This window comes from Leeuwenhoekiella sp. LLG6367-2.1 (assembly GCF_045055775.1).
Lineage (GTDB): Bacteria > Bacteroidota > Bacteroidia > Flavobacteriales > Flavobacteriaceae > Leeuwenhoekiella > Leeuwenhoekiella aequorea.
Map to the genome: position 1 here is coordinate 959,861 of NZ_CP159331.1, position 25,246 is coordinate 985,106.

Below are 25,246 nucleotides of genomic sequence, written 5' to 3' on the forward strand. Positions count from 1 at the left end.
TGTTGACTAAAGAATCTATAAAAACACAAAAAAGCCTCACAATATAAAATATTATGAGGCTTTTATTATTCTTTACAACAGATGCTTACATATCTAATAAATAAGCAAATATAAGTGGCGCTACAATTGTCGCATCACTTTCTATAATAAACTTAGGCGTATTAATGTCTAGTTTCCCCCAAGTGATTTTCTCATTAGGTACTGCTCCAGAATAAGAACCGTAACTTGTTGTAGAGTCAGAAATCTGACAGAAGTAACTCCAAAAAGGAGTTTCTTCACGCTCCATATCCTGATAAAGCATAGGCACAACGCAAATTGGGAAATCTCCCGCAATACCACCACCTATTTGAAAGAAGCCTATACCATTTGCACTATTATCTGTGTACCAGTCTGCTAAGAAAGTCATATACTCAATACCAGATTTCATTGTAGTCGCTTTAAGCTCTCCTTTAAGTACATAAGAAGCAAAGATGTTACCCATTGTACTATCTTCCCAACCCGGGCAGATTATAGGTAAGTTCTTTTCTGCAGCTGCATACATCCACGAATCTTTAAGATCTATCTCGTAATATTCTTCAAGAACACCACTTAACAACATCTTATACATAAATTCGTGCGGCAGGTAACGCTCGCCGGCATCATCTGCATCTTTCCATATTTTATGAATATGCTTTTGCAATCTTCTAAAAGCTTCCTCTTCTGGGATACATGTATCGGTAACACGGTTTAAACCTTTCTCTAACAAATCCCATTCATCCTGAGCTGTTAAATCGCGATAGTTTGGCACACGCTTATAATGAGAATGTGCTACGAGATTCATAATATCTTCTTCCAGGTTTGCTCCAGTACATGATATAATTTGTACTTTGTCCTGGCGAATCATTTCTGCAAAAATTTTCCCTATCTCTGCAGTACTCATAGCACCTGCAAGAGAAACAAGCATTTTTGCTCCATTGTTTAACTGCTCTTCATAAGCCTTTGCTGCATCAACAACAGAAGCTGAATTGAAGTGTAAATAATATTTCTCTATAAATTGAGAGATTGCTCCCTTAGTCTTCATCGTCATTTAAATCAAATTTATTTACGCTACCCTTACCTGGTTTTGCAACGTAACTATTATCGTAATTCTCTTCTATATCCTGCCCTTCAAATTTGTAGCTTAGCATTTTATAATAAAGTTTTGCTGCTAAAAAGTCTGAAGAGTTATCATTAGGATTAGGGCATAGTTCCATAAGGTCAAAACCTACCACATTCTTTTCAGCAAAAAGGCGCTTTAAGAAATCCATTGTTTCATACCAGAATAAACCGCCCGGTTCTGGTGTTCCTGTAGAAGGCATTATTGATGGGTCTAAACCATCTAGATCAAACGTGATAAATACATTGTCTGTACATAAGTCTATCACATTATCTACCCAGTATTCATCTTGGATCATTTGGTGAGCAAAGAAGGTTTTATCCTCATCCATCACCGTTTTTTCAAGTACATCCATACTACGGATACCTACCTGAATTAAATTTGTATTCTGGCTCGCCTCATACATTGCGCAAGCGTGATTGCACGTGCTTCCCATGTACTCTTGACGCAAATCTGCATGAGCATCAATCTGAACAACTGTAAGGTTATCAAAAAGCTCATTAAATGCACGAATAGCACCTATCGAAACTGAATGTTCACCTCCAAAAAGCGTAACAAATTTATTGCGCTTTATAAAGTCTTTAGTAACCTTGTGCACCTCAGAAACGAGTGCTTCTGGAGAACTGTCTTCTGTAATTGCCGGAGCTAAATAGATACCTTGCTGATACACCTCTGTATCGGTCTCAATATCATAAATCTCCATATTTTCAGAAGCATCTAAAAAGGCCTGAGGACCTTTATCAGCTCCTTTTCCCCAAGTACTAGTACCATCATAAGGTACCGGTATTAGAACTATTTTTGAGGTTTCAAGTTTGGCAAATTCATCAGGGATGCCGGCATAGTTTTTAGTTGTATTCATAACCTAAAATCTTGAGCAATTGTTCTGCTTTTTGTTGTTCGTTAAATATACGGGTTGTTAAGTTACCATTTTCATCTCTGTCAATCAGAATATGTTTTGGCTGCGGAATTAAGCAATGCTGCAGACCACCATATCCACCTATTGATTCTTGATAGGCACCGGTATTAAAAAAGCCGATGTATAATGGTTTATCTTTCTTGTATTTAGGCAAGTAAATAGCATTACTATGCTGTTCACTATTGTAATAATCATCACTATCACACGTAAGACCTCCTAGTAATACACGCTCATATTCTTCTTCCCATCTGTTTATAGGAAGTAAAATAAAACGCTTGCTAATTGCCCACGTATCTGGTAAAGTGGTGATAAACGATGAGTTTATCATGTTCCACTTCTCTCTGTCATTTTGTTGCTTTTGATATAGCACTTCGTAAATAGCACCTCCACTCTCTCCTACAGTAAAACTACCAAACTCGGTAAAAATATTAGGTACTACAACATCTGCCTCTTCACAAGTAATTTTTATCTGATTGATAATTTCATCAACCATATAGGCATAATCGTAGTCAAAAGCTAAGGAATTTTTTATAGGAAAACCTCCACCTATATTTAAGCTATCTAAGCTAGGGCAGATCTTCTTAAGACGTGTATATACTTTAAGACACTTATTTAATTCATTCCAGTAGTAAGCAGTATCTCGTATACCAGTATTGATAAAGAAGTGAAGCATTTTTAACTCAACCTGATCATTATTTTTGATCTGATCTTCGTAAAAAGGTATAATATTTTTATAGCCTATTCCTAGTCGAGATGTATAAAACTCAAATTTAGGTTCTTCTTCAGATGCAATACGAATTCCTATTTTAAAGTCACCCTTTATCCCTTCAGATAAAAGATTCATCTCTTCATAGTTATCTATAATAGGCACACAATTTTTATGTCCATTATTCATCAAGTTTGTAATATTCTCGATGTATTGATCCCTTTTAAAGCCATTACAGATAACAAAAGTCTCATCTGTAATTTTTCCATTTTCTTTAAGCTTATTTACAATATCAATATCAAAGGCCGATGAAGTCTCGATATGAATATCATTTTTTAAAGCCTCATCAAGAACATGCTTAAAGTGTGAACTCTTTGTACAATAACAGTAATTGTAATTCCCTTTATAATTATGCTTTTGAATTGCATCTCTAAACCAGGTTTTGGCTCTGTTGATATTATCAGATATCTTAGGCAAATAACTAAATTTTAGTGGAGCACCATATTGCTCAACTAATGCCATCAAATCTATATCGTGAAATTGTAAGTGGTTGTCCTCAAGTTTAAAATCTTCCTGAGGAAAATAAAAGGATTGATCTATGAGATCTATATATTTCGTATTCATCAAATAGTTTAAAGTGTGAAATGTAAAAAAAGAAATCGAGATAAAACGACGGAAAATCTTAAGGTATTGTAAAAGACTTATGTTTTACCTGAATTAGTTTTTTAAAATTAAACAGTTTTAGATTATAATTTAAATATTGAATTACTAAACTATTATAAAAATGACACTTATAGCATCATTAGATTGTTTATTTCCTGCTGACTTAAATGCTTGTACTTACCGCGTGGAAGATCTTTCTTAGTTAACGAAGCAACCGTTACACAATCTACACGAACCACTTGATACTCCAGATGTTCAAAAATAGTACGAATCACACTACTTCCTACATTGCGTAATTTTAAACCTATTTCTTTTTTAGGAGATCCGTTTACGTAGCTAATGTCTTCTACAAATATTTTCTTACCATCAACACTCAATCCTTTAGAGATTTTTTCTAAATCTTCTGCTTTAAGGTTTTTGTCTAATTCTATATGAAACAAGCGTGGAAGTCCTGCTTTAGAATTAGTCAATTTTTGCATTAACTTTTCATCATTAGTAAATAAAATAAGTCCGGTTGCATTGCGACCTAATCGACCTACAGGCTGAATACGTGATTTTGTTGCCGGTGCAACAAGATCCATTACCGTCATTCCTTTTTCATTACTCGTGGTAACTGAAAACCCTTTTGGTTTATTTAATAATACATATGCTTTTGGCTCCGGATTAATGCGCGTACCGTCAAAGCGTACATCATCATCTAACTTCACCTTGTAGCCCATTTCATTAATGATTTCTCCATTTACTGAAACCTGACCTGTAGCTATATACATGTCTGCCTCTCTCCTAGAGCAAACACCACTATTAGATATATACTTATTAAGACGAATACCGTCTTTATCTTTATTCTTTTGTGAAGAACCTTTTGCTGCACTTGCTGCTTTATCTGCAGAAGCTCCTGTTTTTCTCTTTATAGGAGCATTGCCCCTAGCATTACTTTTACTACGTAAATTATTAGATCCGCGACCAGACGCTTTCCCGTCTCTACTGCTTTCTTGATGTCTGCTCATAATTATAAATTTTTGCAAAGATACATATTTAAATAGCGAAAACAGAGTATATAAAATGGCCTCAAAACACCAATTAGCTGAGAGAAAAGTAGCCTCAATTAACCTTAAATTCATATTCATATAGCAGCAATCTATTGATATCTGAATACTGCTTCATTTTTACAAACTAATTGACACAAAAAACCAGTTAGCACTGATAATCATCTAATAAAATTTAGAATCTAGAGTGGGTTTTAGTATTTGTATACATAACGTAAACAAACACTTAATTAACTCAAAAGGAAAGATTTAGTCCTTATTTGATAACTGCTCTATTGAAGAAAAACATCTTATAGGGCTGTACATTTGACACATCAATCTTAAAAACAAAAAGTCATGAAAAAAGTACAAATCCTTTTATTTTTAGCGGTATTCAATTTTGCAGCAGTATCTGCCGCAGCAGACCCAAAACCAGAAACTACTAGTGGAAAATTAAGAACTCAAATTATCAACCTACTTGGTGTTCCTGAACTAGAATTAAACGAAGACTTATTAGAGAGTACGATTCAATTTATGGTTACTTCTAAAAATACCATAGTTGTGCTTAATGTGTCTACAGAAAATGCACAATTAGAAAATTATATTAAAAGCAGACTTAACTATAAAAAAGCTGAAATAGAAATCACGGGTAACCGCATTTTCCACCTACCATTCAAAATTAAAAAAGGATAAGCATCCTCTTATTTATTTGAATTAGCCAGAAAAGCCACCGCATTGCGGTGGCTTTTTCATTATAAAATTCTTTTAAGCACTAAGTCTGTATCTATTAAAAGAATACTAAATACACCCAGGACCAAAATAAATTTTAAAATATTATGCAATAAAACATAATGCATTTTTGCACGAGACCACCAGAGCCAGTATGAAAAAATAAGTAATAAGAAAAAACTTCCGTAGAAGTAATAGCGCATAAGACCTACATCAAAGTTAGTAACTAAAAGATATGTAGGTAAAATCGTAAGAATGATTAGAAATGTAATTGCAAATTTAGTCACACGCTCCCCATACACTATAGGTATGTTTTTATAACCAAGTGCTACATCTCCTTTTATATTTTCTAAATCTTTAATAAGCTCACGCATAATAATTATTAGCCCCAGAAAGGTAGCGTGTACAAATATGACCTTGTCAAAATTCCTATAATAAATAAAGATTGCAAAAAAGGGAATGAGAGCTAATGAGGCTGAAGTAAGGTTACCAAAAAAGAGTATTTTCTTGAGTTTATGCGAATAAAACCATATTCCGAAAATATAACCTGAGAAGAAAAGGACGGCAAAAAAAGACACCGAACTTGCCACCACTACTGCTAAAAAATTTAAAATAAAATACAGCGTCAATATTTTATTTTGACTTACCATATGATCCAGTCGCGTTTTATGCGGTCTATTTATTAAGTCTTTTTCACTATCATAAAAGCTATTGATGATATATCCTCCTGCAATAACTAAGGAAGACGCCAGTACTATAGAAAAAAGATTTACATCAAAAAGCACATCCCCGAGTGGGATATCTGGTGACAAAATAAATATAGATGCTAAATATTGTGCGAGTACAATTATGAGAATATTATAACCTCTCACCACCGAAAACAAACTTAAAAATTTAAGAAGTAAAAGTTTGTTTCTTCGACTTATGCGAGACATATTCTACATTTTATAGGAAATGTGTAATTAGAAGTTGTAAACCACTTCCAGCTTATGACCGTCTAGGGCTTTTCGTGCTTTCTCGATATCTTCGGTAAAGCCCAAAATATAACCTCCTCCTCCAGAGCCGCAAAGTTTCAGATAAAAATCATTAGACTCTATCCCTTGCTTCCATAGATCATGAAAACTCGCAGGAATCATAGGCTTAAAATTACCTAATACAGTTTTAGACAACTGCTTTACATTACTTAGAAGTGACTTAACATCACCTTTTAGAAAATCATCTACACAAGCATCAGTATGTTTTACAAATTGCGTTTTAAGCATTTTTCTAAAACCTTCTTGTTTCATGTTTTCCATAAACAAGTTTACCATAGGTGCAGTCTCTCCTACCATTCCGCTATCTAAAAGAAATACAGCTCCTTTACCATCTATAGTTTGCGAAGGAATTCCTGCCGGTTCTATATCGTCTTTACTATTTATAAGAATAGGCAGACTTAAATAACTATTTAATGGATCAAGACCAGAAGATTTTCCGTGGAAAAAAGATTCCATTTGACCAAAAATGCATTTCAGCTTAAGCAGCTTATCACGAGTAAGATTCTCTAAGATTGTGATTTTATCAAGTGCATATTTGTCATAGATAGATGCTACTAAAGCTCCACTACTTCCCACTCCATAACCCTGAGGTATGGTGCTGTCAAAATACATCCCTTCGGCTACATCTGCCTTTAAAGTTTCAATATTAAATTGAACAAGATCTGGCTGATCAACCTGTAAAGTCTCCAAATATGAAGCAAAGCGACCTAAACTTTCATTTGATTTTATTGCTTCTTCACTAGGATTTTCATCTACTTTAAGAGCGCCATTATAGAAATTATAAGGTATTGATAAGCCTTTAGAATTTTTAATAATCCCATACTCACCAAACAAAAGAATTTTTGAATAAAATAATGGTCCTTTCATAGAATAATCTAAGTTAATCGACTGCAAAGTTACAACTTTATTGCTCCAGTTCCCACACTATCAAAAATATACCTATTATTCTGACAATATTCACTAAGTGAAGATTTTATAAAATCCTGAACTTCATTTTTATAGTTTTTCGGAAACAATACATGAACGTTCGCCCCGGCATCTAATGTGAAGCATAATGGGATACCAGTTTCTCTACGATACTCCCAGATTTCCTCTATAATTTTAAGCGTATTAGGCTTCATCAAGATAAAGTAAGGCGAACTCGTTAACATCATAGCATGTAACGTAAGCGCTTCACTCTCCACAATATGTATAAAGCTATCTAGATCACCATTTTTTAAGATAGGAATAAGCTTTGCGAGATTTTCATGCGCTTGATTAAATCTACTCTCTGCATACGGATGATTATGCATTAAGTTGTGACCTACGGTACTACTCACCTGTTTTTCACCTTGATCTACCAGAAGTATCGCATCTTGAAAATCTTTAAAATTCTCATGAACTTCATAGGGATATGAAACTCCATAAATATCACTGCTTCCTTCAATTTCTGAATGCTCTCCCCAAACCACAAGAGGACCTTCAAGAGAACGACAACCACTCCCAGAACCTAATCGAGCAATAAACGACGCTTTTTGAGTAAAATAAGTATCGGTAAGACCTGGCTGCATCTCGCGCTCCATTTCCATTAGACACAATGCTATAGCACTAAAACCACTTGCAGAAGATGCAATCCCAGAACTATGCGGAAAGCTATTGGTTGTTTCTACAATAAACTTATACTCTTTTACAAATGGCATAAACTGTAGAATACGACTAAAAAATTGATGGATTTTAGCCTCAAACCCAGGCTTATGCTTTCCGTCTAAAATTACCTTTACCTCAAAATCCTCCTTATGATTATCTCGCTTTTCAAAATGTAATGTTGTGGTTGTTCTACACGTATCTAATGTAAAACTAATAGAAGGATTTTTAGGTATTTGAATCCCTTGCTTACCCCAATATTTTATTAATGCGATATTACTTGGCGACGCATAACTAAACGATGTGCTTGATAAATTCTGAGTATAATCTGCAGGTAAAAACTTTGTACTTGTCATAGCGCAAATATAAAAACTTCTTAAAGGCTTCTTACACATTTTAAAGAGTTAGCTCTAAGAAATATTTTTATAAATTAGTCTTAAGAATTATGCCTATGATTTCAAAGAAAGCTAAACGTATTTTAATAGCTATATCTATATGTCTTTTAATAGGATTTATAGGTTCTGTAGCTACACAAAGTAGTGTGCAAACATGGTATCCTACATTAGCAAAACCATTTTTTACGCCGCCAAACTGGCTCTTTGCACCAGTCTGGACGATCTTATATATTGTAATGGGTATAGCTGCTGGTCTAGTATGGGATGGAGGCTTTTACCATAAATGGGTAAAGACGGCTCTCTATCATTTCGGTTTTCAGTTGCTTTTAAATGCTTCCTGGTCTATCTTCTTCTTTGGATTGCAACTTGTTTTACCCGCACTCCTTATAATTATAGGTCTATTTATATTGCTGCTCTTTACCTTTAAATGGTTTAAAGTTGTTAATAACACTGCTGCCTATTTACTTATTCCCTATATCCTCTGGGTAATTTATGCTGCAGCACTAAACTTTGAAATCTGGAGATTAAATTAAAAGCTATTTGCAATCGCATTGGCGGCAATAAAACCTCCCGTCCACGCACTTTGAAAATTAAAACCACCGGTAACCGCATCAATATCTAAAACCTCTCCTACTAAATAGAGATTAGTATGTTGTTTAGATTGATAAGTTTTAAAATCAATTTCTTTAAGATTAACGCCACCTGCTGTAACAAACTCTTCTTTGAAGGTGCTTTTTCCATCAACCTGAAATATTCCGTTTTGTAACTGCTTCACTAAATTCTCAATGTCAATTTTTGTGATATCTGCCCACTTTTTTTCGTGGTTAACACCTGATGCGTCTAGAAGACTTTGCCACAATCTCTTTGGTAAATCAAACGGTGACCATTTATGCAACGTTTGTTTTGCTAATTCAACTTTATAATCTCGCAGTTGCTCATGTAAAACTTCAGATTCAAAATCTGGCAACCAGTTCACACATAGATTAAACTTATAATCAAGCTCGTTCAATATACGAGCTCCCCAAGCAGAAAGCTTCAATATACCTGGACCACTCATACCCCAGTGCGTTATAAGAACGGGTCCTCTAATATATTTGAGATTTTGATTTAAATAAGCCTTTTTCTTAGCATTAAGTTCAGCTGGGATTTCCAGACTTACTTCAGCTAAAGTCGACAATCCTGCAAGCTCATTTATACGTTTATCATTTATATTAAATGTAAATAAAGAAGGTACTGCCCGTGTAATAGCAATGCCTTTATTTTGGAGTAGACTCAACATCTTAGGATTACTTCCTGTAGCTACAACCACCACTTTGCTATTCAGCTTTTCATTTTTACTGTGTAATTCCCAGTTGCCCCCCTCATTCTCTATATTAATTACCGGCCATTTTGTTTTAATCTCGACATTATAAATTTTAGCTTCCTCTAAAAAGCAATTAATAATTGTCTGCGAACTATTACTTTCAGGAAACATTCTGCCATCGTCTTCGATTTTTAATGGCACCCCACGCTCTTCAAACCAGGCTATTGTATCCCCAGAAAGAAAGGTGTGAAAAGGGCCTAATAGTTCGCGTTGCCCTCTAGGATAATTTTCAGTAAGAGGTTTAGGTTCAAATATTGCGTGGGTGACATTACATCTGCCACCTCCAGAAATCTTAACTTTTTCCAGTACTTGAGCTCCACGCTCCACAATGACAACAGAAAGCTTCTGGTTTTGTTTTGCAAGGTTAATTGCTGTAAAAAAACCGGCAGCACCACCACCTATAACAACTACATCATAATTCATATTTGCAAAGATAAGTGTCAGGAAATAGATATGCTTAAAAAAGATTGAGAACCAGAAACTATTGATTTTATAAGAACCTTCTTGAAATTTAATTTGAAGAGCTTTTGGTAGAAAATTTCTGAAATCTGACGTTTAAAATCTAAAAATGAACACATATGGTTACATTTTATTAAAATATTCAGCAATAAGTATCTGCAATTACAACACTAAATGATCTCACTAATTACTGAAGCTAAAGTTGACAATCCCTAGAAACATTCAATAATTCACAAAAATAAGAGGAGATATTATCAAATTATTAATTAATCCTTAATAAATTATCAATTAGCTGATTAAATTTATTGTTCTCAACTACAACGATTTCGCAACTTAAACGTTGTAGTAGCTGATATTATTCATTTTTTTCTATAAATTTAACAACCAGAATCTTTTAAAAACTAAAATAATTTAAAATTAATTTTATGAAGCAATTTATACTTAGAAGTATACTTTTTTGCGCTTCGCTTTTACTGGCAGGTATAGCAAATGCGCAAACAGTATCGGGAACAGTATCTGAGCCCAATGGTCCCTTACCGGGCGCAAACGTTCTCGTAAAAGGGACGACAAATGGTACTACAACAGATTTTGACGGAAACTATACTATTAATAATGTAGCTGCAGGTAGCACATTAATTTTTAGTTATGTTGGGTTTTCAGCAACGGAAGTAGCTGTTAATGGAAAATCTACAATTAATGTAACCCTTCAAGAAGATGCGGCTGCCTTAGAAGAAGTTGTAGTTATTGGTTACGGTACAACAACTGTAAAAGATGCTACGGGATCTGTATCATCTGTTACATCTGAAGATTTTCAGCAAGGTGTAATTCAATCTCCAGAACAACTTATTCAAGGTAAAACAGCCGGGGTGCAAATTTCGGAATCATCAGGTGAGCCTGGTGCAGGAATTTCTGTACGTATACGTGGTACAAACTCTATACGTTCTGGTAACAACCCGTTATTTGTAATTGATGGTGTTCCATTAACTACAGGTGGTGCACCGGGAGGAAATGCTGCTGGTTTAGGAGCAACTGCTTCTAGAAACCCGTTAAGTTTCTTAAATCCTAACGATATTGAAAGCATCTCTATTTTAAAAGATGCCTCAGCAACTGCTATTTATGGTTCAAGAGGTGCAAATGGAGTTATCATCATACAAACTAAAGGAGGTCGTGGAGCTACTAACGGTAGATTTGAATTCAACACTTCTACAAGTTTCTCTACTCCAGCAACTCGATATGATTTATTAGAGCGTAACCAATTTTTAGATGCCATCACAAGTGTGGGTGGTGATCGTACACTTGCTGATTTTGGCGCAAATTCAGATTTTCAAGATTTTTATACACGCAATACATTCTCTACAAAAAATGACTTAAGCTATGCTAAAAGTTATAATACGGGTAACGTAAGAGCTTCTGTAAGTTATGGAGACACAAAAGGTATTGTAGATAAAAGTTCACAAGAACGTATTACGGGTAGGTTAAATATTACTCAGCGTCTATTAGATGACAAACTTACTTTAAGTGCACAGGCAACTTTATCTCGAGTGAATGATGAGTTTGCTCCTATTTCAGGAAGCGCGGGTTCTACTGGAGATCTTATTGGAGCATCTATTACTGCAAATCCTACTTTCCCTATTGATCCTACTTTTGATCCAGGTGGAAATGTTTTGAATCCAGCTAGTTTGTTAGCAAACTTTCAAGGTCTTTCTGAGACAGACAGATTTTTAGTTAATGTTTCTGCAGATTACGAAATTGTAGATGGATTAAATGCTAAAGTAACTGCTGGTTATGATAAGGTAGATGCAGAAACAACTTCAGTTTTTGCTCCGTCAGTTATTGGTCTTAATGGGGTTACAAATATTGGCCGTGGAAACTACAATACTGCAAATCAAGACAACAAATTGTTAGAAGCAACAATTAGCTACAAAAAGGAATTTGGCGATGTTGCTTTAGATTTAGTTGGGGGTTACTCTTACCAGGAATTTGCAAGAGATGGTTTTGGATCTGAAGGTGCTGGCTTTACAACTAATAATTTAGATCAAATAGGAGATCAATTACAAAGTACATACAAAACAATCGATAATTTAATTGATGGTTCTTACTCTGTTTTTGGATATGGAAATGATGGTTCGTATTTAAACAGACTATTCCCAGATATCTCTTTATCTGAAACTTTGCCTACATCATTTACACAATTGATGCCTGCATATGTTCTTAACTACTCTTATGATAATACAGATGAACTACAATCCTACTTCGCAAGAGCTAATGTAACTTTATTTGACAAATTCTTGTTTACAGGTACTTTTAGAGCGGATGGCTCATCAACTTTTGGTCAGAATGAAAGATATGGATACTTCCCTTCAGGAGCATTTGCTTGGCAGTTGCACAAAGAAGATTTTATCGGGGATGCATTTTCTACTTTAAAATTGAGACTTGCTGCAGGTACTGTAGGTAGCCAAGAAGGTTTAGGATATGGTTTATTTATTTTTAGAACCGTTGCCGCGGGTGGAGCTATAAGTAATGACTTAAATGTTTTACCACGACCAGGTACATCAATTGCAGGAGGATTCCCTAATCCAGATTTGAAATGGGAATCAACAACAGATTTAAACGTAGGTCTTGACTTCGGTTTTAATAATGACAGATTAAATGGAACGATAAATGTTTACCGCAAAGAGACTAAAGATTTATTGCTTACTACTGAATTAGCAGCCCCTGGATCTGGTACAATTTTTAGAAATCTTGATAATGGTTCTATTGTAAACTCTGGTGTTGAATTTTCTATTGACTATGGTTTTATTGAAACTGAAGATTGGGATTTCTCAGGTAATTTCAATATTTCATATAACAGCAACGAAGTTAAAGATGTTCCGGTACCTATTAATGCAGGACCTATTAACGGAAACGGGTTAACTAATGCTTTTGCACAAAGATTACAAGCTGGTCAACCTCTATTCTCTTATTATATGGCAGAATTTACCGGTTTTGACGGTGATGGAAATCCTACTTATTTTGATTTTGATGGAAACGGCGTAGGTGATCCTGATGCAGATAAATTCTTTGTAGGTGAAGATGCTGTTCCAGATTTTAATGCTGGTTTATCGTTAAATGCGAGATACAAAAACTTTGATGTATCTACATACTTAACTGGTCAATTTGGTTTCTCTGTGTATAATGCAACTGCAAATGCATTTTTTACAAAAAGTGCATTACTAATACAGAAAAACGTAACTCAAAATGTACCTAGCACTACAGAGAATGCAGGTTCTACAGTAGCTGTTTCTACTCGCTTTTTAGAGAAAGGTGACTTTATACGTATGCAAACAGTATCTTTTGGATATAATGTACCAGTAAGAGAAGATGCCTTTGTAGACTCTATGCGTTTTTCATTAACAGGTCAAAATTTATTTTTAATATCTGATTACAGTGGTTTAGATCCTGAAATTTCAGTAAGTACTGGTCAATTAAATGCTTCTGCAATTCCTACAGCTGGTATTGATTATGCTTCATATCCAAGACCTTTAACTGTGACTTTTGGTATTAATGCAACATTCTAAAAAAAAAATTATGAGAAAAAATTATAGAGAATTTAATCGATTTTCAAAGACCTTCTTATCGGCCTTTGCAGTCGCTGCAATTCTAACTTCGTGTACAGATCTTGAGATTGAGCAAACAGACTCGGTTTTTCAAGATGCTAATGACGCCTCGTTTCAAGGGGTTACAGATCCACAATCATTTGTAGATGACATCTACAATTCATTAAGAGGGCAAATAGGAGATCAGGCAAATCTTTACGCTTTAAGTGAAGTTACCACAGATGCATCTTTAGTTCCTACAAGAGGTTCAGACTGGGGAGATAATGGTATTTGGAGACAATTACACCAGCACGACTGGAGATCTAGTCACCAATACATTGAGAATGTATGGAATCAATGGAACAATACTCACTTTAGAGCAGCTCAGGTTTTATCAGACTTAACGCAGGGTGACACACAATTGAAGGCTAATGCTTCATTTTTAAGAGCATTGGGTATGTTTGTTATTTTAGACAACTACGGTCAGATTCCAATACGTGATGTAACTGCAACTCCGTTTGTAGATCCATCTGTAATTTCAGGACAAGAAGCGGTTGATCAAATAGTATCAGATCTAGAAGATGCAATTGCAGGATTACCTACAGTAGGACCTGGTACAGGTGTTGGGGCTAGTGACTCTCCACTTACAAAAGCGTCTAAAGCTTCTGCACGTTATTTATTAGCTAAAGTTTTATTGAATAAGCATATCTATGTAGGCGGTGAACCTAATACAGCAGATATGAATCAGGTTATCTCTTTAGTTGAAGATATTGAAGGTGATGGCTATGGACTTGTTGAGGGTTATTTTGATATTTTTAAAAATGAACTTGATAATGAAACGATCTGGTTCATACCTACGGCTGTAGGAAACAGAATTTGGAATGGTCTTCACTATAACAACTCTCCAGAGATGGTAGGAGGAGGATGGAATGGATTTGCAACTCTTGCTGAATATTATGACCTATTTGAAGGAGATCCTAATACTAATGCTCCTGGATCTGGTCAAGAAGAGCGTAGAGGTTTTGTTCCTAATTCTGGATTACCAGTAAGTCAAGTTGACGGAGGTATTGATGATAACAATAATGGTATCGCTGATGGTTCTAGTATAGGATTTGGTTTCTTAATTGGTCAGCAATATGGTGACAAAGGGGAAGCATTAAATGCACGATCTGGAAGACCATTAAAGTTTGAGCGTAATTTTGTCGACGGTAACGGTAATTCTAGTCTTATTAATAATTCAGAAACTACAGGAATTCGTGTGATTAAGTACAATCCAAGATTTGGAGCGCAAACAGAACACGAGATATTCTTTAGATATTCTGATGCTTATTTAATGAAAGCTGAAGCTATGTTTAGAGCGGGACAAGATCCTACAGCTATGATGAATGTGTTACGTAACCTACGTAAAGCAACACCATTTACATCTGTTACTGAGCAAGATATTCTTGATGAGAGAGGACGTGAATTATATGCAGAATTCTGGAGAAGAAATGATATGATCCGTTTTGGTCAATATACTAGAGATTGGGAACTAAAAGCTGCTTCTGAAGTAGGTAATGAAACTCGTAACCTATTTCCTATACCGGCAAATCAGTTAATCTTAAATCCAAATCTTACTCAAAATCCAGGTTACTAATAATTAATATTTATAGCCTAAATAAAAGAGAGGATCCTAAAATGGTCCTCTCTTTTAAATTAGTAAATTCCCTAAAATTTGAAGTCCTTCTCAATATGCAACAAGTGCGTTTTTACATTTTAATTGTATGGTGTGCATGTTTCAATTCTTGTACTAATACACAAGAATCCTACAAATTGAATAAAGTGATCGATTCTGGAATCGATTTTAATAACGAAATAAAAAATTCACCAGAACTCAATATTCTTAATTACCTCTATTTCTATAATGGAGCAGGTGTTGCAGTTGCAGATTTTAATAATGACAATCTTCCAGACATTTATTTTACTGGTAATCAAGTTTCAGATAAACTTTATCTAAATACTGGAAATCTAAAATTTAAAGATATTTCAAAACACGCAGGCATAGACCTTTCCAATACTTGGAACACTGGTGTTACCACGGTTGATATTAATTCAGACGGTCTCTTAGACATCTATGTTTGCACCGTAAGTGGTCATTTAAATCTCAGAGGTCACAACAAACTCTATGTAAATCAAGGGATTGTAAATGGAGTCCCCACTTTTAAAGAAGAATCAGAAGCTTATGGTTTAAACTTTTCAGGTTTATCTACTCAATCGGCATTCTTTGATTATGATAGTGATGGAGATCTGGATGTATATCTCCTCAATCATTCAGTACATCCTAATGCAAATTACGGTCGTGCGATAATTCGCAATCAACCGGATACCTTAAATGGGGATCGGTTTTATAAAAATGAAAATGGTTACTATAAAGATTTTACAAGTCAAGCAGGAATTTTATCCAGTAAAATAGGATATGGCTTGGGTATTTCTGTAGGTGATATAAATAATGATAATTATCCCGATTTATATATCGCAAATGACTTTTTTGAAAACGATTATCTCTACGTGAATCAGCAAGATGGCACGTTTAAAGAATTAAATACCACCTCAAACATTTTGGGTCATACCTCCCATTTTTCGATGGGTTCTGATATTGCAGATATAAATAATGATGGCCTTGTAGATATTTTAAGCTTAGATATGCTTCCTGAAAATCTACAGACACTGAAATCTTCAGGTACAGAATATGCATATCCCATTTATCAAAATCAGTTGCGAAATGGGTATACCCATCAGTTTATGCAAAATGCTTTACAAATAAATCTTGGGAAAAACAGGTTTGCAGAATCTGCATTTCAAAGTGGCATCGCAGCTACAGAATGGTCTTGGAGTCCGTTAATTGCAGATTTTGACAATGACGGACATAAAGATATTTACATCGCAAATGGAATTCTGGGCGCAACTAACAATATGGATTTTGTAAATTTTATATCTAATGAATCTATTCAAAAGCGCTTGGGGAAATCTCTGAGTCAGCAAGAGATGGATTTCATAGAAAAAATACCAGCTACGCACGTTGCTAATTATATGTATAAAAATAAAGGCAATGGCAATTTTGAAAATGTTACTGAAAATTGGACGGCAGCAAATTTATCGTTTAGTAATGGTGCTTCGTATGCAGATCTGGATAATGATGGGGATCTTGATATAGTGGTCAATAATATTAATGAAAAGGCATACATACTAGAAAATAGGACTGCGCAAGACACTACCTACTCAAAAGGCATAACTATAAATCTTAGAAGCGACTCTGCTAATAGATTCGGAATAGGTGCAAAAGTCACCACCTTTGTGAATGGTAAAACTCAAGTTTTAGAAAATTATACAACTCGAGGATATTTATCAGCCGTTCCGCCGGCTTTATTTATAGCTCCGGGAAACACCCGCAGAATTGATTCTATGCGTATTACCTGGCCTTCAGGAAAAATGCAGAAGCTAAAGAATGTCGCATTAAAAAAAGTATTAACCTTTTACGAGAAAAATGCAGTTGATAGCGTTAATCGTAACTCTCAAAATTCAGAACTTACAATTTCAAATTCATTACCTAAAGTAGATTTTAAACATAATGATGGTAGTTCTATTGAGTTTAGTAGAGATGCTTTAATTCCGTACGCAAATACAAATACAGGTCCACAAGTACGAGCTGGATACTTAAATCTTGATGCTCTTGAAGATTTTATCATTCTGGGAGCAAAAGGTCAGGAAACTCAAATTTACCTTCAGAAACCCAATGGAGAATTTATAAATGCGCCTCTACCCGATTCTCAATCTGATGCAATTAATGAGGACACGGCAGTAGCTTTGTTTGATGCGAATAGCGACGGACTAATAGATGTTTTAATTGCTAGTGGCGGAAACGAATTTACCCAAGGGAAAGCATTAACTCCCAGACTCTATTTAAATTCAGAAACGGGATTTAGAAAAAGTCAAGATGCTTTTAAAGATTTATATATTAATGCATCTCAAATACGTACTGTTGATCTGGATAATGATGGCGATTTAGATCTAGCAATCACCAGTGACTTAGTTCCTCAAGAATTTGGAGCAACACCTAAAAGCTATATTTTTCAAAATGATGGGAACGGGAATTTTAAAGATATTACTCAATCATATGCTCCTGAATTTTCTAACTTCGGAAACATAAAAGATATTATCTGGACAGACCTTACCGGTAATGGATTTAAGGATGCTATTGTATGCGGCCATTGGATGCCTATTCAAATTTTCATAAATACAGGTCAATTTTTAAAACGCAGTTCAAACTCCAGTTTTAAAAATTCAAATGGTTTATGGAACACGATTGCCGCTAAAGATTTTGACAATGATGGTGATCTAGATCTTGTTGTAGGTAATTGGGGACTTAACACGAGACTAGCTGCATCTGCAGAAGAACCTATTACTCTTTATAGATTTGATTTTGATGCCAATGGAAAAATAGACCCCATAATTACTTATTTTTATAAAGGCACTCAAACAGTTCTAGCTACAAAAGACGAACTTGTAAAACAAATTCCTCCTCTTAATAAGAAATTCCTGAGTTATAATACCTTCGCCCAGGCAAGTATAGAGGATCTGTTTTCTAATGAAAGTTTGAAAAAAGCTGATAAAAAATATGCTTATACTCTAAATACTACTTATTTTGAAAACAAAGGGAATCTTGAATTTAAAGCGCATAATCTTCCATTTATGGCACAAATTTCAAGTACCAAATCAATATTAACAGACGATTTTAATGCTGATGGGTATACCGATATATTATTACTAGGCAATGACAGTGAAATAAGCACCCAACTAGGTCGTCAAGATGCCTCAACCGGAATAATTTTAATTAATGACGGGAAAGGCAATTTTAAGTTTACAAAAAAACATGATATTATTATTAAAGGATCTTCCCGCAGTCACACATCGATCACAATAAAAGATAGTACATACTACATCATTGGAAGAAATAACGACACCCCTATATTCTTAAGAAAAGAGAAATAAATGAATTTTAAACATACCATATACCTATTAAGCTTTTGTTTACTTGTTTGCTCTTGTAATTCAAAAGACAATGAGCAGAAAGATCGTCTTCCTGAAACTCCTAAGTTATTCAGTTTATTAGATCCTCAGGATACAGGTTTTGATTTCACAAATGCAATTACGAACAGTAAGGATTTCAACATTTTTAAATACCGCAATTTTTATAATGGTGGCGGGGTAGCAATAGGTGATATAAACAATGATGGTCTTGCAGATATTTATATGACTGCAAATATGGGCTCAAACAAACTTTTCCTAAACAAAGGAGATTTTAAATTTGAGGATATTACAGACAAAGCAGGAGTGGGCGGTAACAAACCGTGGTCTACCGGTGTAGTAATGGCAGATGTTAACGGTGATGGATTATTAGACATTTATGTGAGTAATGCCGGAAACATGAAAGGTGATAATCACGATAATGATTTATATATAAACAACGGGGATTCAACATTCACTGAAAAAGCAGCACAATATAATCTGGCAAAATCTGGGTTCTCTACACAAGCTACATTTTTTGACTACGATAAAGACGGAGATCTGGATGTATATATCTTAAATAATAGTAATGTACCCGTAAGTGGGTTAGGCTACGCAGAGCAGCGAGATACCCGTGCAGAAGACTGGGAGAACGTTCCGGATATTTTTAAGGGTGTGGGTGATTTACTTATGCGTAATGATGGAGACACTTTCACAAATGTAAGTGAGGAAGCCGGTATTTACGGCAGTCTCATAGGTTTTGGTTTGGGAGTTATGATTACAGATATAAACAATGACTTATGGCCAGATATCTACATCTCTAATGACTTTTATGAGCGCGATTACTTATACATAAATCAAAAAGATGGAACTTTTATAGAAGAAATTGAAAACTGGACCTCGCATTTATCACTTTCGGCTATGGGAGTTGATATGGCAGATATAAATAATGATGGTCTTCAGGATATTTTTATTACCGATATGCTTCCCGAACCAGAAGAACGTGTAAAATCTGTAATGGAATTTGACAATTATAATGTGTACAAACTCAAACAAAGTAAAGACTTCTACCAGCAGTTTATTCAAAACACATTACAAGTAAATAACGGAAATGGTTCTTTTTCTGAAACTGCCTATTACAGCGGCGTAGACGCTACAGACTGGAGTTGGGCCGGTTTGCTTGTAGATCTTGATAATGATGGTTATCGAGATATATATGTTACTAATGGTATCAATCACGATCTTACAGATCTGGATTTTGTTGACTTTTTTGCTGATGAGATTATTCAAAACATGGCACTCACCGGTAAAAGGCAAGCAATTGATTCTATTATAAACAAAATGCCAAAAAAGCCATTATCTAATTACGCCTACAAAAACAACAAAGATCTTACCTTCAAAAACGCAGCATTAGAATGGGGTCTTGATACGCTAAGTATGTCTAATGGGAGTGCCTACGCCGATTTAGATAATGATGGTGATCTTGATCTTGTTGTTAACAATGTGAATATGAAATCGTTTTTGTTTCGCAATAATGCTGAAAAGGAAACCGAAAATCATTTTATCAAACTGAAATTTAAAGGAGGAGAAAAAAATCCGTTTGCGATTGGAGCCTCGATAAAGCTTTTTATTAAAGATCAAATCATTTTACAAGAATTATATCCTGTACGCGGTTTTCAGTCTTCGATGGAATATCCAATGACAATAGGGATTGGTGAGGCGACCCATATAGATTCTATGCGCGTGTTGTGGCCTAATGATAAAACTCAGCTTTTTACTTCAGTCAAAGCCGATCAAACCCTACAATTAGATGAAGCTGAAGCCACCGAAGTTTTTATTCCGCAGAAAAATAAAAAGATTAAAACACTTCTTTCAGAACTCACAAGCAACTCTTTAATCTCTAGTCCAGAAAACACATACAACGATTTTGATTATGAGGGAATGATCTATAAAAAATTATCTGAAGAAGGTCCTGCTCTGGCTGTAGGCGATGTCAATAATGATGGTAATGAGGATATATTTTTAGGTGGCGCTAAGGGGCAGCCAGGAATTATTTATTTACATCAAGGTACGGGTAAGCTTGCAATTAAAAAGCAACCTGTTTTTGATCAAGATAATTTTTATGAAGACACTGCTGCAAGCTTTCTTGATGCAGATGGAGATGGTGACTTAGACTTAATCGTAGCATCGGGAGGTAACGAAGTGGGCAGGAAAGAAGTGTTTAAACCACGTCTTTACCTTAATGATGGTAAAGGCAATTTCAAAAAGTCTGAAAATGAGTTGCCTTCTGCTTTTCAAAATATGAGTGTAGTTGCTCCAGAAGATTTTGACGGTGATGGCGACATAGACGTTTTTATAGGTTCCCGTAGTGTCGTAGGTGTTTATGGTATAGATCCTACACATTTATTTTTAGAGAATGTAGGAGATGGCAAATTTGTAAATGCCACAGAACGCCTTGCATACGACACAAAAGATGCCGGTATGATTACTTCGGCAATCTGGCTTGATATAGATGGGGACAATAAAAAAGATTTGATCACCACTTCAGAATGGGGAAGTCCTATTCTGTTTAAAAATTCTGGAAAAAGACTCTCTAGAATAACTAATAAATTGAGTGATCATACAGGATGGTGGAGTTCAATTAAAGCTGCAGACTTAGATAATGATGGGGATATGGACTTAATTCTTGGTAACGAAGGTCAAAATTTGCATTATCAACCTACAACAGATAGTCCGTTAGTGATGTATATAAACGACTTTGACAACAATGGTACGATCGAACAAATAACTACAATACGTAAAAACGGAAAAGATTTCCCTATTCACCAGAAAAAAGAAATCACTTCGCAAATGAGTTCGTTGAAAAAGCAAAACTTGAAAGCTTCAGATTATGCGCAACGTTCTATAGATGGTATTTTTTCTGCAGAGAGCCTTGAAAATTCGATAAAGAAGACGGTTTACTACTCACAATCGATGCTAGCAATTAATGATGGCAAGGGTAATTTCACTTTAAAACCACTACCCTATCAAGTTCAGTTATCTTGTGTTTGCGATATCATTACAGCAGATCTTAATAAAGATGGCCTAGCAGATTTAATAATGGCAGGCAATAATTTTGAATATAAACCGCAATACTCACAACTTGATGCTAATTATGGTAGTGTGTTGCTTAACAATGGTGATGCTAATTACAAATGGCAAAACTATAATGATAGCGGTTTCTTTATAAAAGGCGAGGTAAAGCATCTTGCTAAGTTTAAAGATAAAGCAGGAAACAGTTTTATAATCGCAGCTATTAATAATGAAAAACCTAAGATTTTTAAAATTGATGAATAAATATATTCAAGCGCTTTCTTTGGTTTTTGTTTTAATTTCTTGTTCTAAAGAACCCGAATTATTTACAAATCCAGATATCGAAAAAGCAGGCATTAGTTTCAAAAATACGCTTACTCCTAATGAGGATATGAATATTCTTGATTACCTCTATTTTTATAATGGCGGCGGGGTTGCTGTAGGTGATATTAACAATGATGGTCTACCAGATATTTATTTCTCCGGAAATCAGGTTAAAAATGAACTCTACCTCAACAAGGGTAATCTTCAATTTGAGAACATTACAGAGCAAGCCGGCGTAGCTGGTATTAGTGACTGGAATACGTCTGCAATAATGGGTGATGTAAATGGTGACGGTTTCCTAGACATTTATGTTTGCGCAGTAGTAGGTCTTAATGGTCTAGACGGTCATAACGAACTATTCATTAATAATGGAGACAATACATTTACAGAATCTTCAGAAAAGTATGGCTTAGATTCAGATACCTTTTCATCATCTGCTGCATTTTTAGATTATGATCTTGATGGTGATCTTGATATTTACATATTAAATCACGCGGTACATACACAAAATTCTTTTGGCAAAGCCGAATTACGCTATGAACGCAATGCGCAAACCGGAGATAGGCTCATGCGAAATGATGGTGGCTCATTTACCGATGTAAGCGAAGAAGCCGGTATTTATGGGGGAATAAATAGTTATGGTCTGGGTATCGCAGTTTCTGATTTTAACTTAGATGGCTACCCCGATATTTATATAGGTAATGACTTTCACGAGGATGATTATTATTATCTAAATAATGGAGATGGTACCTTTACTGAAGATCTAAAAAACCATTTTGGACATACAACACGATTCTCAATGGGTAGTGATGTAGCCGATTTAAATCACGATGGATGGCCAGATCTTATTTCTCTAGATATGCTATCTGAAGATGAGCACGTTCTAAAATCTTCAGAAGGGGATGACAATATTCAAACTCAACGCCTACGCACAGATAAATATGGTTATCACTACCAGTTTACGCGTAATATGCTTTACATAAATCGTGAAGGAGGCAATTATCAAGAATCTGGACTATTGAGTGGCGTAGCTGCTACAGATTGGAGCTGGAGTGCACTTTTTGGGGATTTTAATCAAGATATGGAGCAAGATTTGTTCATTTCTAATGGTATTCCTAAACGTCCTAATGATCTAGATTACATAAAATTTGTATCAAGTGAGCAAATTCAGAATAAAATAAGCAACACCGGACTTATAGATCAAAAAGCGCTGGAGAAAATGCCTAGTGGAAAAACGCACAATTATATATTTGAAGGTACCTCAGAACTTGTATTTAAAAATCGGTCTTCAAATTGGATAGCAAATGACACTCTTGCTTCTGGAGCTACAGCTTATGGGGATTTTGATAATGATGGTGATCTAGATTTAATTACAAATAACCTCAATAGTTCGCCAACACTGTATGTAAATCAAACAAATAAAAAAAGCAATTATTTAAAAGTAAGACTAAAATCAAATACAGCTAATCCTTTTGCCATAGGTGCAAAAGTTTATGCATACGCAGGTGGTATTAAACAGTTTAAAGAACTGTATACTGTACGTGGATTTCAAGCTTCTTCAGAACCTATACTTCATTTTGGGTTTAAGGATATTGAAATGATAGATTCGGTACGCATCATCTGGCCAGACCGCACCACTCAATTATTGACAAATATTGAAGTTAATCAATCACTGTTAGTTCAGCAATCAAACACAAGAGCATTTAATTACAAGACGCTTCTAAGTAAACAACGTCCTTTATTTTTAAAAATAAAGGACAGTACCGGCTTAGATTTTACTCATCGTGAAGATGCCTACTCCGATTTTGACAGGGAAAAACTTATTCCATATCAAGTAGGAGATCGCGGTCCTGCCGTTGCGATAGGTGATCTCAATGGAGATGGTATGGATGATATTTTCTTTGGAGGTTCAAAATTTATCGCTTCTCAGATATTTATGCAAACTGATTCTTCGTTTGTAAAATCCAAAATCAGCACCATTCAAAACGATTCTATTAATGAAGAAGTCGCCGCTCTTATAGCAGATTTTAACAAAAACGGAGCTAATGATTTATTTACTGCTACGGCAGGAGGTGATTTTTCAAATAAATCAAAACCCTTGTTAGACGCTCTCTATCTAAATAATAAATCAGAATTTACTAAGGCTAACCTACCCCAGCTTTTTGAAAATACATCTGTTCTTGCTGTACACGATTATGATGCAGATGGAGATCTTGATGTGTTTGTAGGCTCTCAAAGTATAACGGGAAGTTTTGGTAAACTACCTACATCGTATTTGCTAGAAAATAAAAACGGCAGATTTGCAATAGCGCAAGAGTTTAAAGAACTAGGTATGGTTACGTCTGCTATATGGGATGATTTTGATGGAGACAGTAAAAAAGACCTTATCGTCACTGGTGAATGGATGCATCCTATCTTTCTTAAAAATACGGGCGATAAACTGGTTAAACAAGATAAGATAAAGGGTGATTTAAATGGTTTATGGCAGAGTATTATAGCCTTTGATATTGACCACGATGGCGATACAGATTATTTATTAGGAAACTGGGGAGAGAACAGCAAATTTAAGGCTTCGGATGAATTTCCTATGTTGATGTATTACAGTGATTTTGACGCCAATGGTCAAACGGAAACACTTGTTGTTACAGAAAAAAATGAAAGCTATTATCCACTTTTAGGATTAGATGCATTAGCCTCACAGCTTGTAAGTTTACGTAAAAAATACAGTACCTATAGAAGCTTTGCTGGCCAGACTATCGAAGAAATTTTAAGTGAGAATCAACTCAAATCCAGCAAAAAGCTCAAAGTAAATACACTCAAATCGGGATATTTACGTAACGATTCTGGCTCCTATACATTTGTTCCTTTTAATAGAGATTTTCAAGTCGCTCCTATAATGACTTTTTGTAAATTCGATTTTGACAATGATGGTGCAGATGAGATACTTGCTGCCGGTAATTACTTTGGAGTACAACCATTTCACGGAAGATTAGATAGTTTTACAGGAGCATTAATTAAAGATGAAAAAACTATAATCACCGGAGATAAACTTGGATTAGATTTTGCTCAGAAATCAATAAGACATCTAAATACAATTCTATTTCAAAATAGAAATTATCTAATTGCGACACCTAATAATGGTAAAGTCCAGCTTTATCAAATAGGAAAATCTATTAAAAATTAG

General features: G+C 35.0%; 15 protein-coding genes. 7 read left to right on the top strand and 8 right to left on the bottom strand.

Annotated elements, in window-relative coordinates:
* Positions 1-85: 85 nt before the first annotated feature.
* The 4 genes from ABVM53_RS04435 to ABVM53_RS04450 all read right to left on the bottom strand — a co-directional run bounded on the left by ABVM53_RS04435 (position 86) and on the right by ABVM53_RS04450 (position 4,427).
* Positions 86-1,060, bottom strand: a complete 975-nt coding sequence (locus ABVM53_RS04435) for a deoxyhypusine synthase family protein (protein ID WP_128758301.1) — start codon at positions 1,058-1,060, stop codon at positions 86-88.
* Positions 1,050-1,994, bottom strand: a complete 945-nt coding sequence (gene speB, locus ABVM53_RS04440) for an agmatinase (protein ID WP_128758252.1) — start codon at positions 1,992-1,994, stop codon at positions 1,050-1,052. The genes ABVM53_RS04435 and speB overlap by 11 nt, the downstream gene beginning before the upstream one ends.
* Positions 1,981-3,381 carry an arginine decarboxylase gene (locus ABVM53_RS04445; RefSeq protein ID WP_371457563.1) on the bottom strand — a complete coding sequence of 467 codons (1,401 nt, stop codon included), beginning with the start codon at positions 3,379-3,381 and terminating at the stop codon, positions 1,981-1,983. Before ABVM53_RS04445 ends, speB begins: the two co-directional genes overlap by 14 nt.
* 167 nt (positions 3,382-3,548) lie before the next feature.
* Positions 3,549-4,427, bottom strand: a complete 879-nt coding sequence (locus ABVM53_RS04450) for a pseudouridine synthase (RefSeq protein ID WP_405329894.1) — start codon at positions 4,425-4,427, stop codon at positions 3,549-3,551.
* Between the two features lie 375 nt (positions 4,428-4,802).
* Between ABVM53_RS04450 and ABVM53_RS04455 the strand changes: the two genes are divergently transcribed.
* Positions 4,803-5,138, top strand: coding sequence for a hypothetical protein (locus ABVM53_RS04455; protein ID WP_371457564.1), 336 nt, complete (start codon positions 4,803-4,805; stop codon positions 5,136-5,138).
* Positions 5,139-5,197: 59 nt separating this feature from the next.
* On the opposite strand, the gene ABVM53_RS04460 is transcribed toward ABVM53_RS04455, so the two are convergent.
* The 3 genes from ABVM53_RS04460 to ABVM53_RS04470 are packed head-to-tail and all read right to left on the bottom strand — an operon-like array spanning position 5,198 to position 8,187.
* Complete coding sequence (locus ABVM53_RS04460) at positions 5,198-6,109, bottom strand: geranylgeranylglycerol-phosphate geranylgeranyltransferase (protein WP_405329897.1); 912 nt, start codon at positions 6,107-6,109, stop codon at positions 5,198-5,200.
* A 27-nt stretch (positions 6,110-6,136) separates the two neighbouring features.
* On the bottom strand, positions 6,137-7,075 hold the full coding sequence (locus ABVM53_RS04465) for a mevalonate kinase (protein WP_405329899.1): 939 nt from the start codon (positions 7,073-7,075) through the stop codon (positions 6,137-6,139).
* 29 nt (positions 7,076-7,104) lie between these two features.
* Positions 7,105-8,187 carry a diphosphomevalonate/mevalonate 3,5-bisphosphate decarboxylase family protein gene (locus ABVM53_RS04470; RefSeq protein WP_405329902.1) on the bottom strand — a complete coding sequence of 361 codons (1,083 nt, stop codon included), beginning with the start codon at positions 8,185-8,187 and terminating at the stop codon, positions 7,105-7,107.
* A 95-nt stretch (positions 8,188-8,282) separates the two neighbouring features.
* Between ABVM53_RS04470 and ABVM53_RS04475 the strand changes: the two genes are divergently transcribed.
* On the top strand, positions 8,283-8,759 hold the full coding sequence (locus ABVM53_RS04475) for a TspO/MBR family protein (protein WP_405329905.1): 477 nt from the start codon (positions 8,283-8,285) through the stop codon (positions 8,757-8,759).
* Here the strand turns inward: ABVM53_RS04475 and ABVM53_RS04480 are convergent.
* Positions 8,756-10,012: an NAD(P)/FAD-dependent oxidoreductase gene (locus ABVM53_RS04480; RefSeq protein ID WP_405329908.1), complete on the bottom strand. Its 1,257-nt coding sequence runs from the start codon at positions 10,010-10,012 to the stop codon at positions 8,756-8,758. The genes ABVM53_RS04475 and ABVM53_RS04480 overlap by 4 nt on opposite strands.
* Positions 10,013-10,473: 461 nt before the next feature.
* On the opposite strand from ABVM53_RS04480, the gene ABVM53_RS04485 reads away from it, so the two are divergent.
* From ABVM53_RS04485 to ABVM53_RS04505, 5 genes are all read left to right on the top strand, one after another.
* On the top strand, positions 10,474-13,605 hold the full coding sequence (locus tag ABVM53_RS04485; RefSeq protein ID WP_405329911.1) for a SusC/RagA family TonB-linked outer membrane protein: 3,132 nt from the start codon (positions 10,474-10,476) through the stop codon (positions 13,603-13,605).
* A 10-nt stretch (positions 13,606-13,615) separates the two neighbouring features.
* Positions 13,616-15,259, top strand: a complete 1,644-nt coding sequence (locus ABVM53_RS04490) for a RagB/SusD family nutrient uptake outer membrane protein (protein WP_405329913.1) — start codon at positions 13,616-13,618, stop codon at positions 15,257-15,259.
* A 185-nt stretch (positions 15,260-15,444) separates the two neighbouring features.
* Positions 15,445-18,651 (top strand): VCBS repeat-containing protein, encoded by a 3,207-nt coding sequence (locus ABVM53_RS04495; RefSeq protein ID WP_405330846.1) that lies wholly within the window; start codon positions 15,445-15,447, stop codon positions 18,649-18,651.
* Complete coding sequence (locus ABVM53_RS04500) at positions 18,652-22,002, top strand: VCBS repeat-containing protein (protein WP_405329916.1); 3,351 nt, start codon at positions 18,652-18,654, stop codon at positions 22,000-22,002.
* Positions 21,995-25,246, top strand: coding sequence for a VCBS repeat-containing protein (locus tag ABVM53_RS04505; protein ID WP_405329919.1), 3,252 nt, complete (start codon positions 21,995-21,997; stop codon positions 25,244-25,246). The genes ABVM53_RS04500 and ABVM53_RS04505 overlap by 8 nt, the downstream gene beginning before the upstream one ends.

Bases quoted from the DNA above. Each gene is read 5' to 3' on its own strand.
- ABVM53_RS04435 (WP_128758301.1), bottom strand. From the start codon at position 1,060: ATGAAGACTAAGGGAGCAATCTCTCAATTTATAGAGAAATATTATTTA.
- speB (WP_128758252.1), bottom strand. From the start codon at position 1,994: ATGAATACAACTAAAAACTATGCCGGCATCCCTGATGAATTTGCCAAA.
- ABVM53_RS04445 (WP_371457563.1), bottom strand. From the start codon at position 3,381: ATGAATACGAAATATATAGATCTCATAGATCAATCCTTTTATTTTCCT.
- ABVM53_RS04450 (WP_405329894.1), bottom strand. From the start codon at position 4,427: ATGAGCAGACATCAAGAAAGCAGTAGAGACGGGAAAGCGTCTGGTCGC.
- ABVM53_RS04455 (WP_371457564.1), top strand. From the start codon at position 4,803: ATGAAAAAAGTACAAATCCTTTTATTTTTAGCGGTATTCAATTTTGCA.
- ABVM53_RS04460 (WP_405329897.1), bottom strand. From the start codon at position 6,109: ATGTCTCGCATAAGTCGAAGAAACAAACTTTTACTTCTTAAATTTTTA.
- ABVM53_RS04465 (WP_405329899.1), bottom strand. From the start codon at position 7,075: ATGAAAGGACCATTATTTTATTCAAAAATTCTTTTGTTTGGTGAGTAT.
- ABVM53_RS04470 (WP_405329902.1), bottom strand. From the start codon at position 8,187: ATGACAAGTACAAAGTTTTTACCTGCAGATTATACTCAGAATTTATCA.
- ABVM53_RS04475 (WP_405329905.1), top strand. From the start codon at position 8,283: ATGATTTCAAAGAAAGCTAAACGTATTTTAATAGCTATATCTATATGT.
- ABVM53_RS04480 (WP_405329908.1), bottom strand. From the start codon at position 10,012: ATGAATTATGATGTAGTTGTTATAGGTGGTGGTGCTGCCGGTTTTTTT.
- ABVM53_RS04485 (WP_405329911.1), top strand. From the start codon at position 10,474: ATGAAGCAATTTATACTTAGAAGTATACTTTTTTGCGCTTCGCTTTTA.
- ABVM53_RS04490 (WP_405329913.1), top strand. From the start codon at position 13,616: ATGAGAAAAAATTATAGAGAATTTAATCGATTTTCAAAGACCTTCTTA.
- ABVM53_RS04500 (WP_405329916.1), top strand. From the start codon at position 18,652: ATGAATTTTAAACATACCATATACCTATTAAGCTTTTGTTTACTTGTT.
- ABVM53_RS04505 (WP_405329919.1), top strand. From the start codon at position 21,995: ATGAATAAATATATTCAAGCGCTTTCTTTGGTTTTTGTTTTAATTTCT.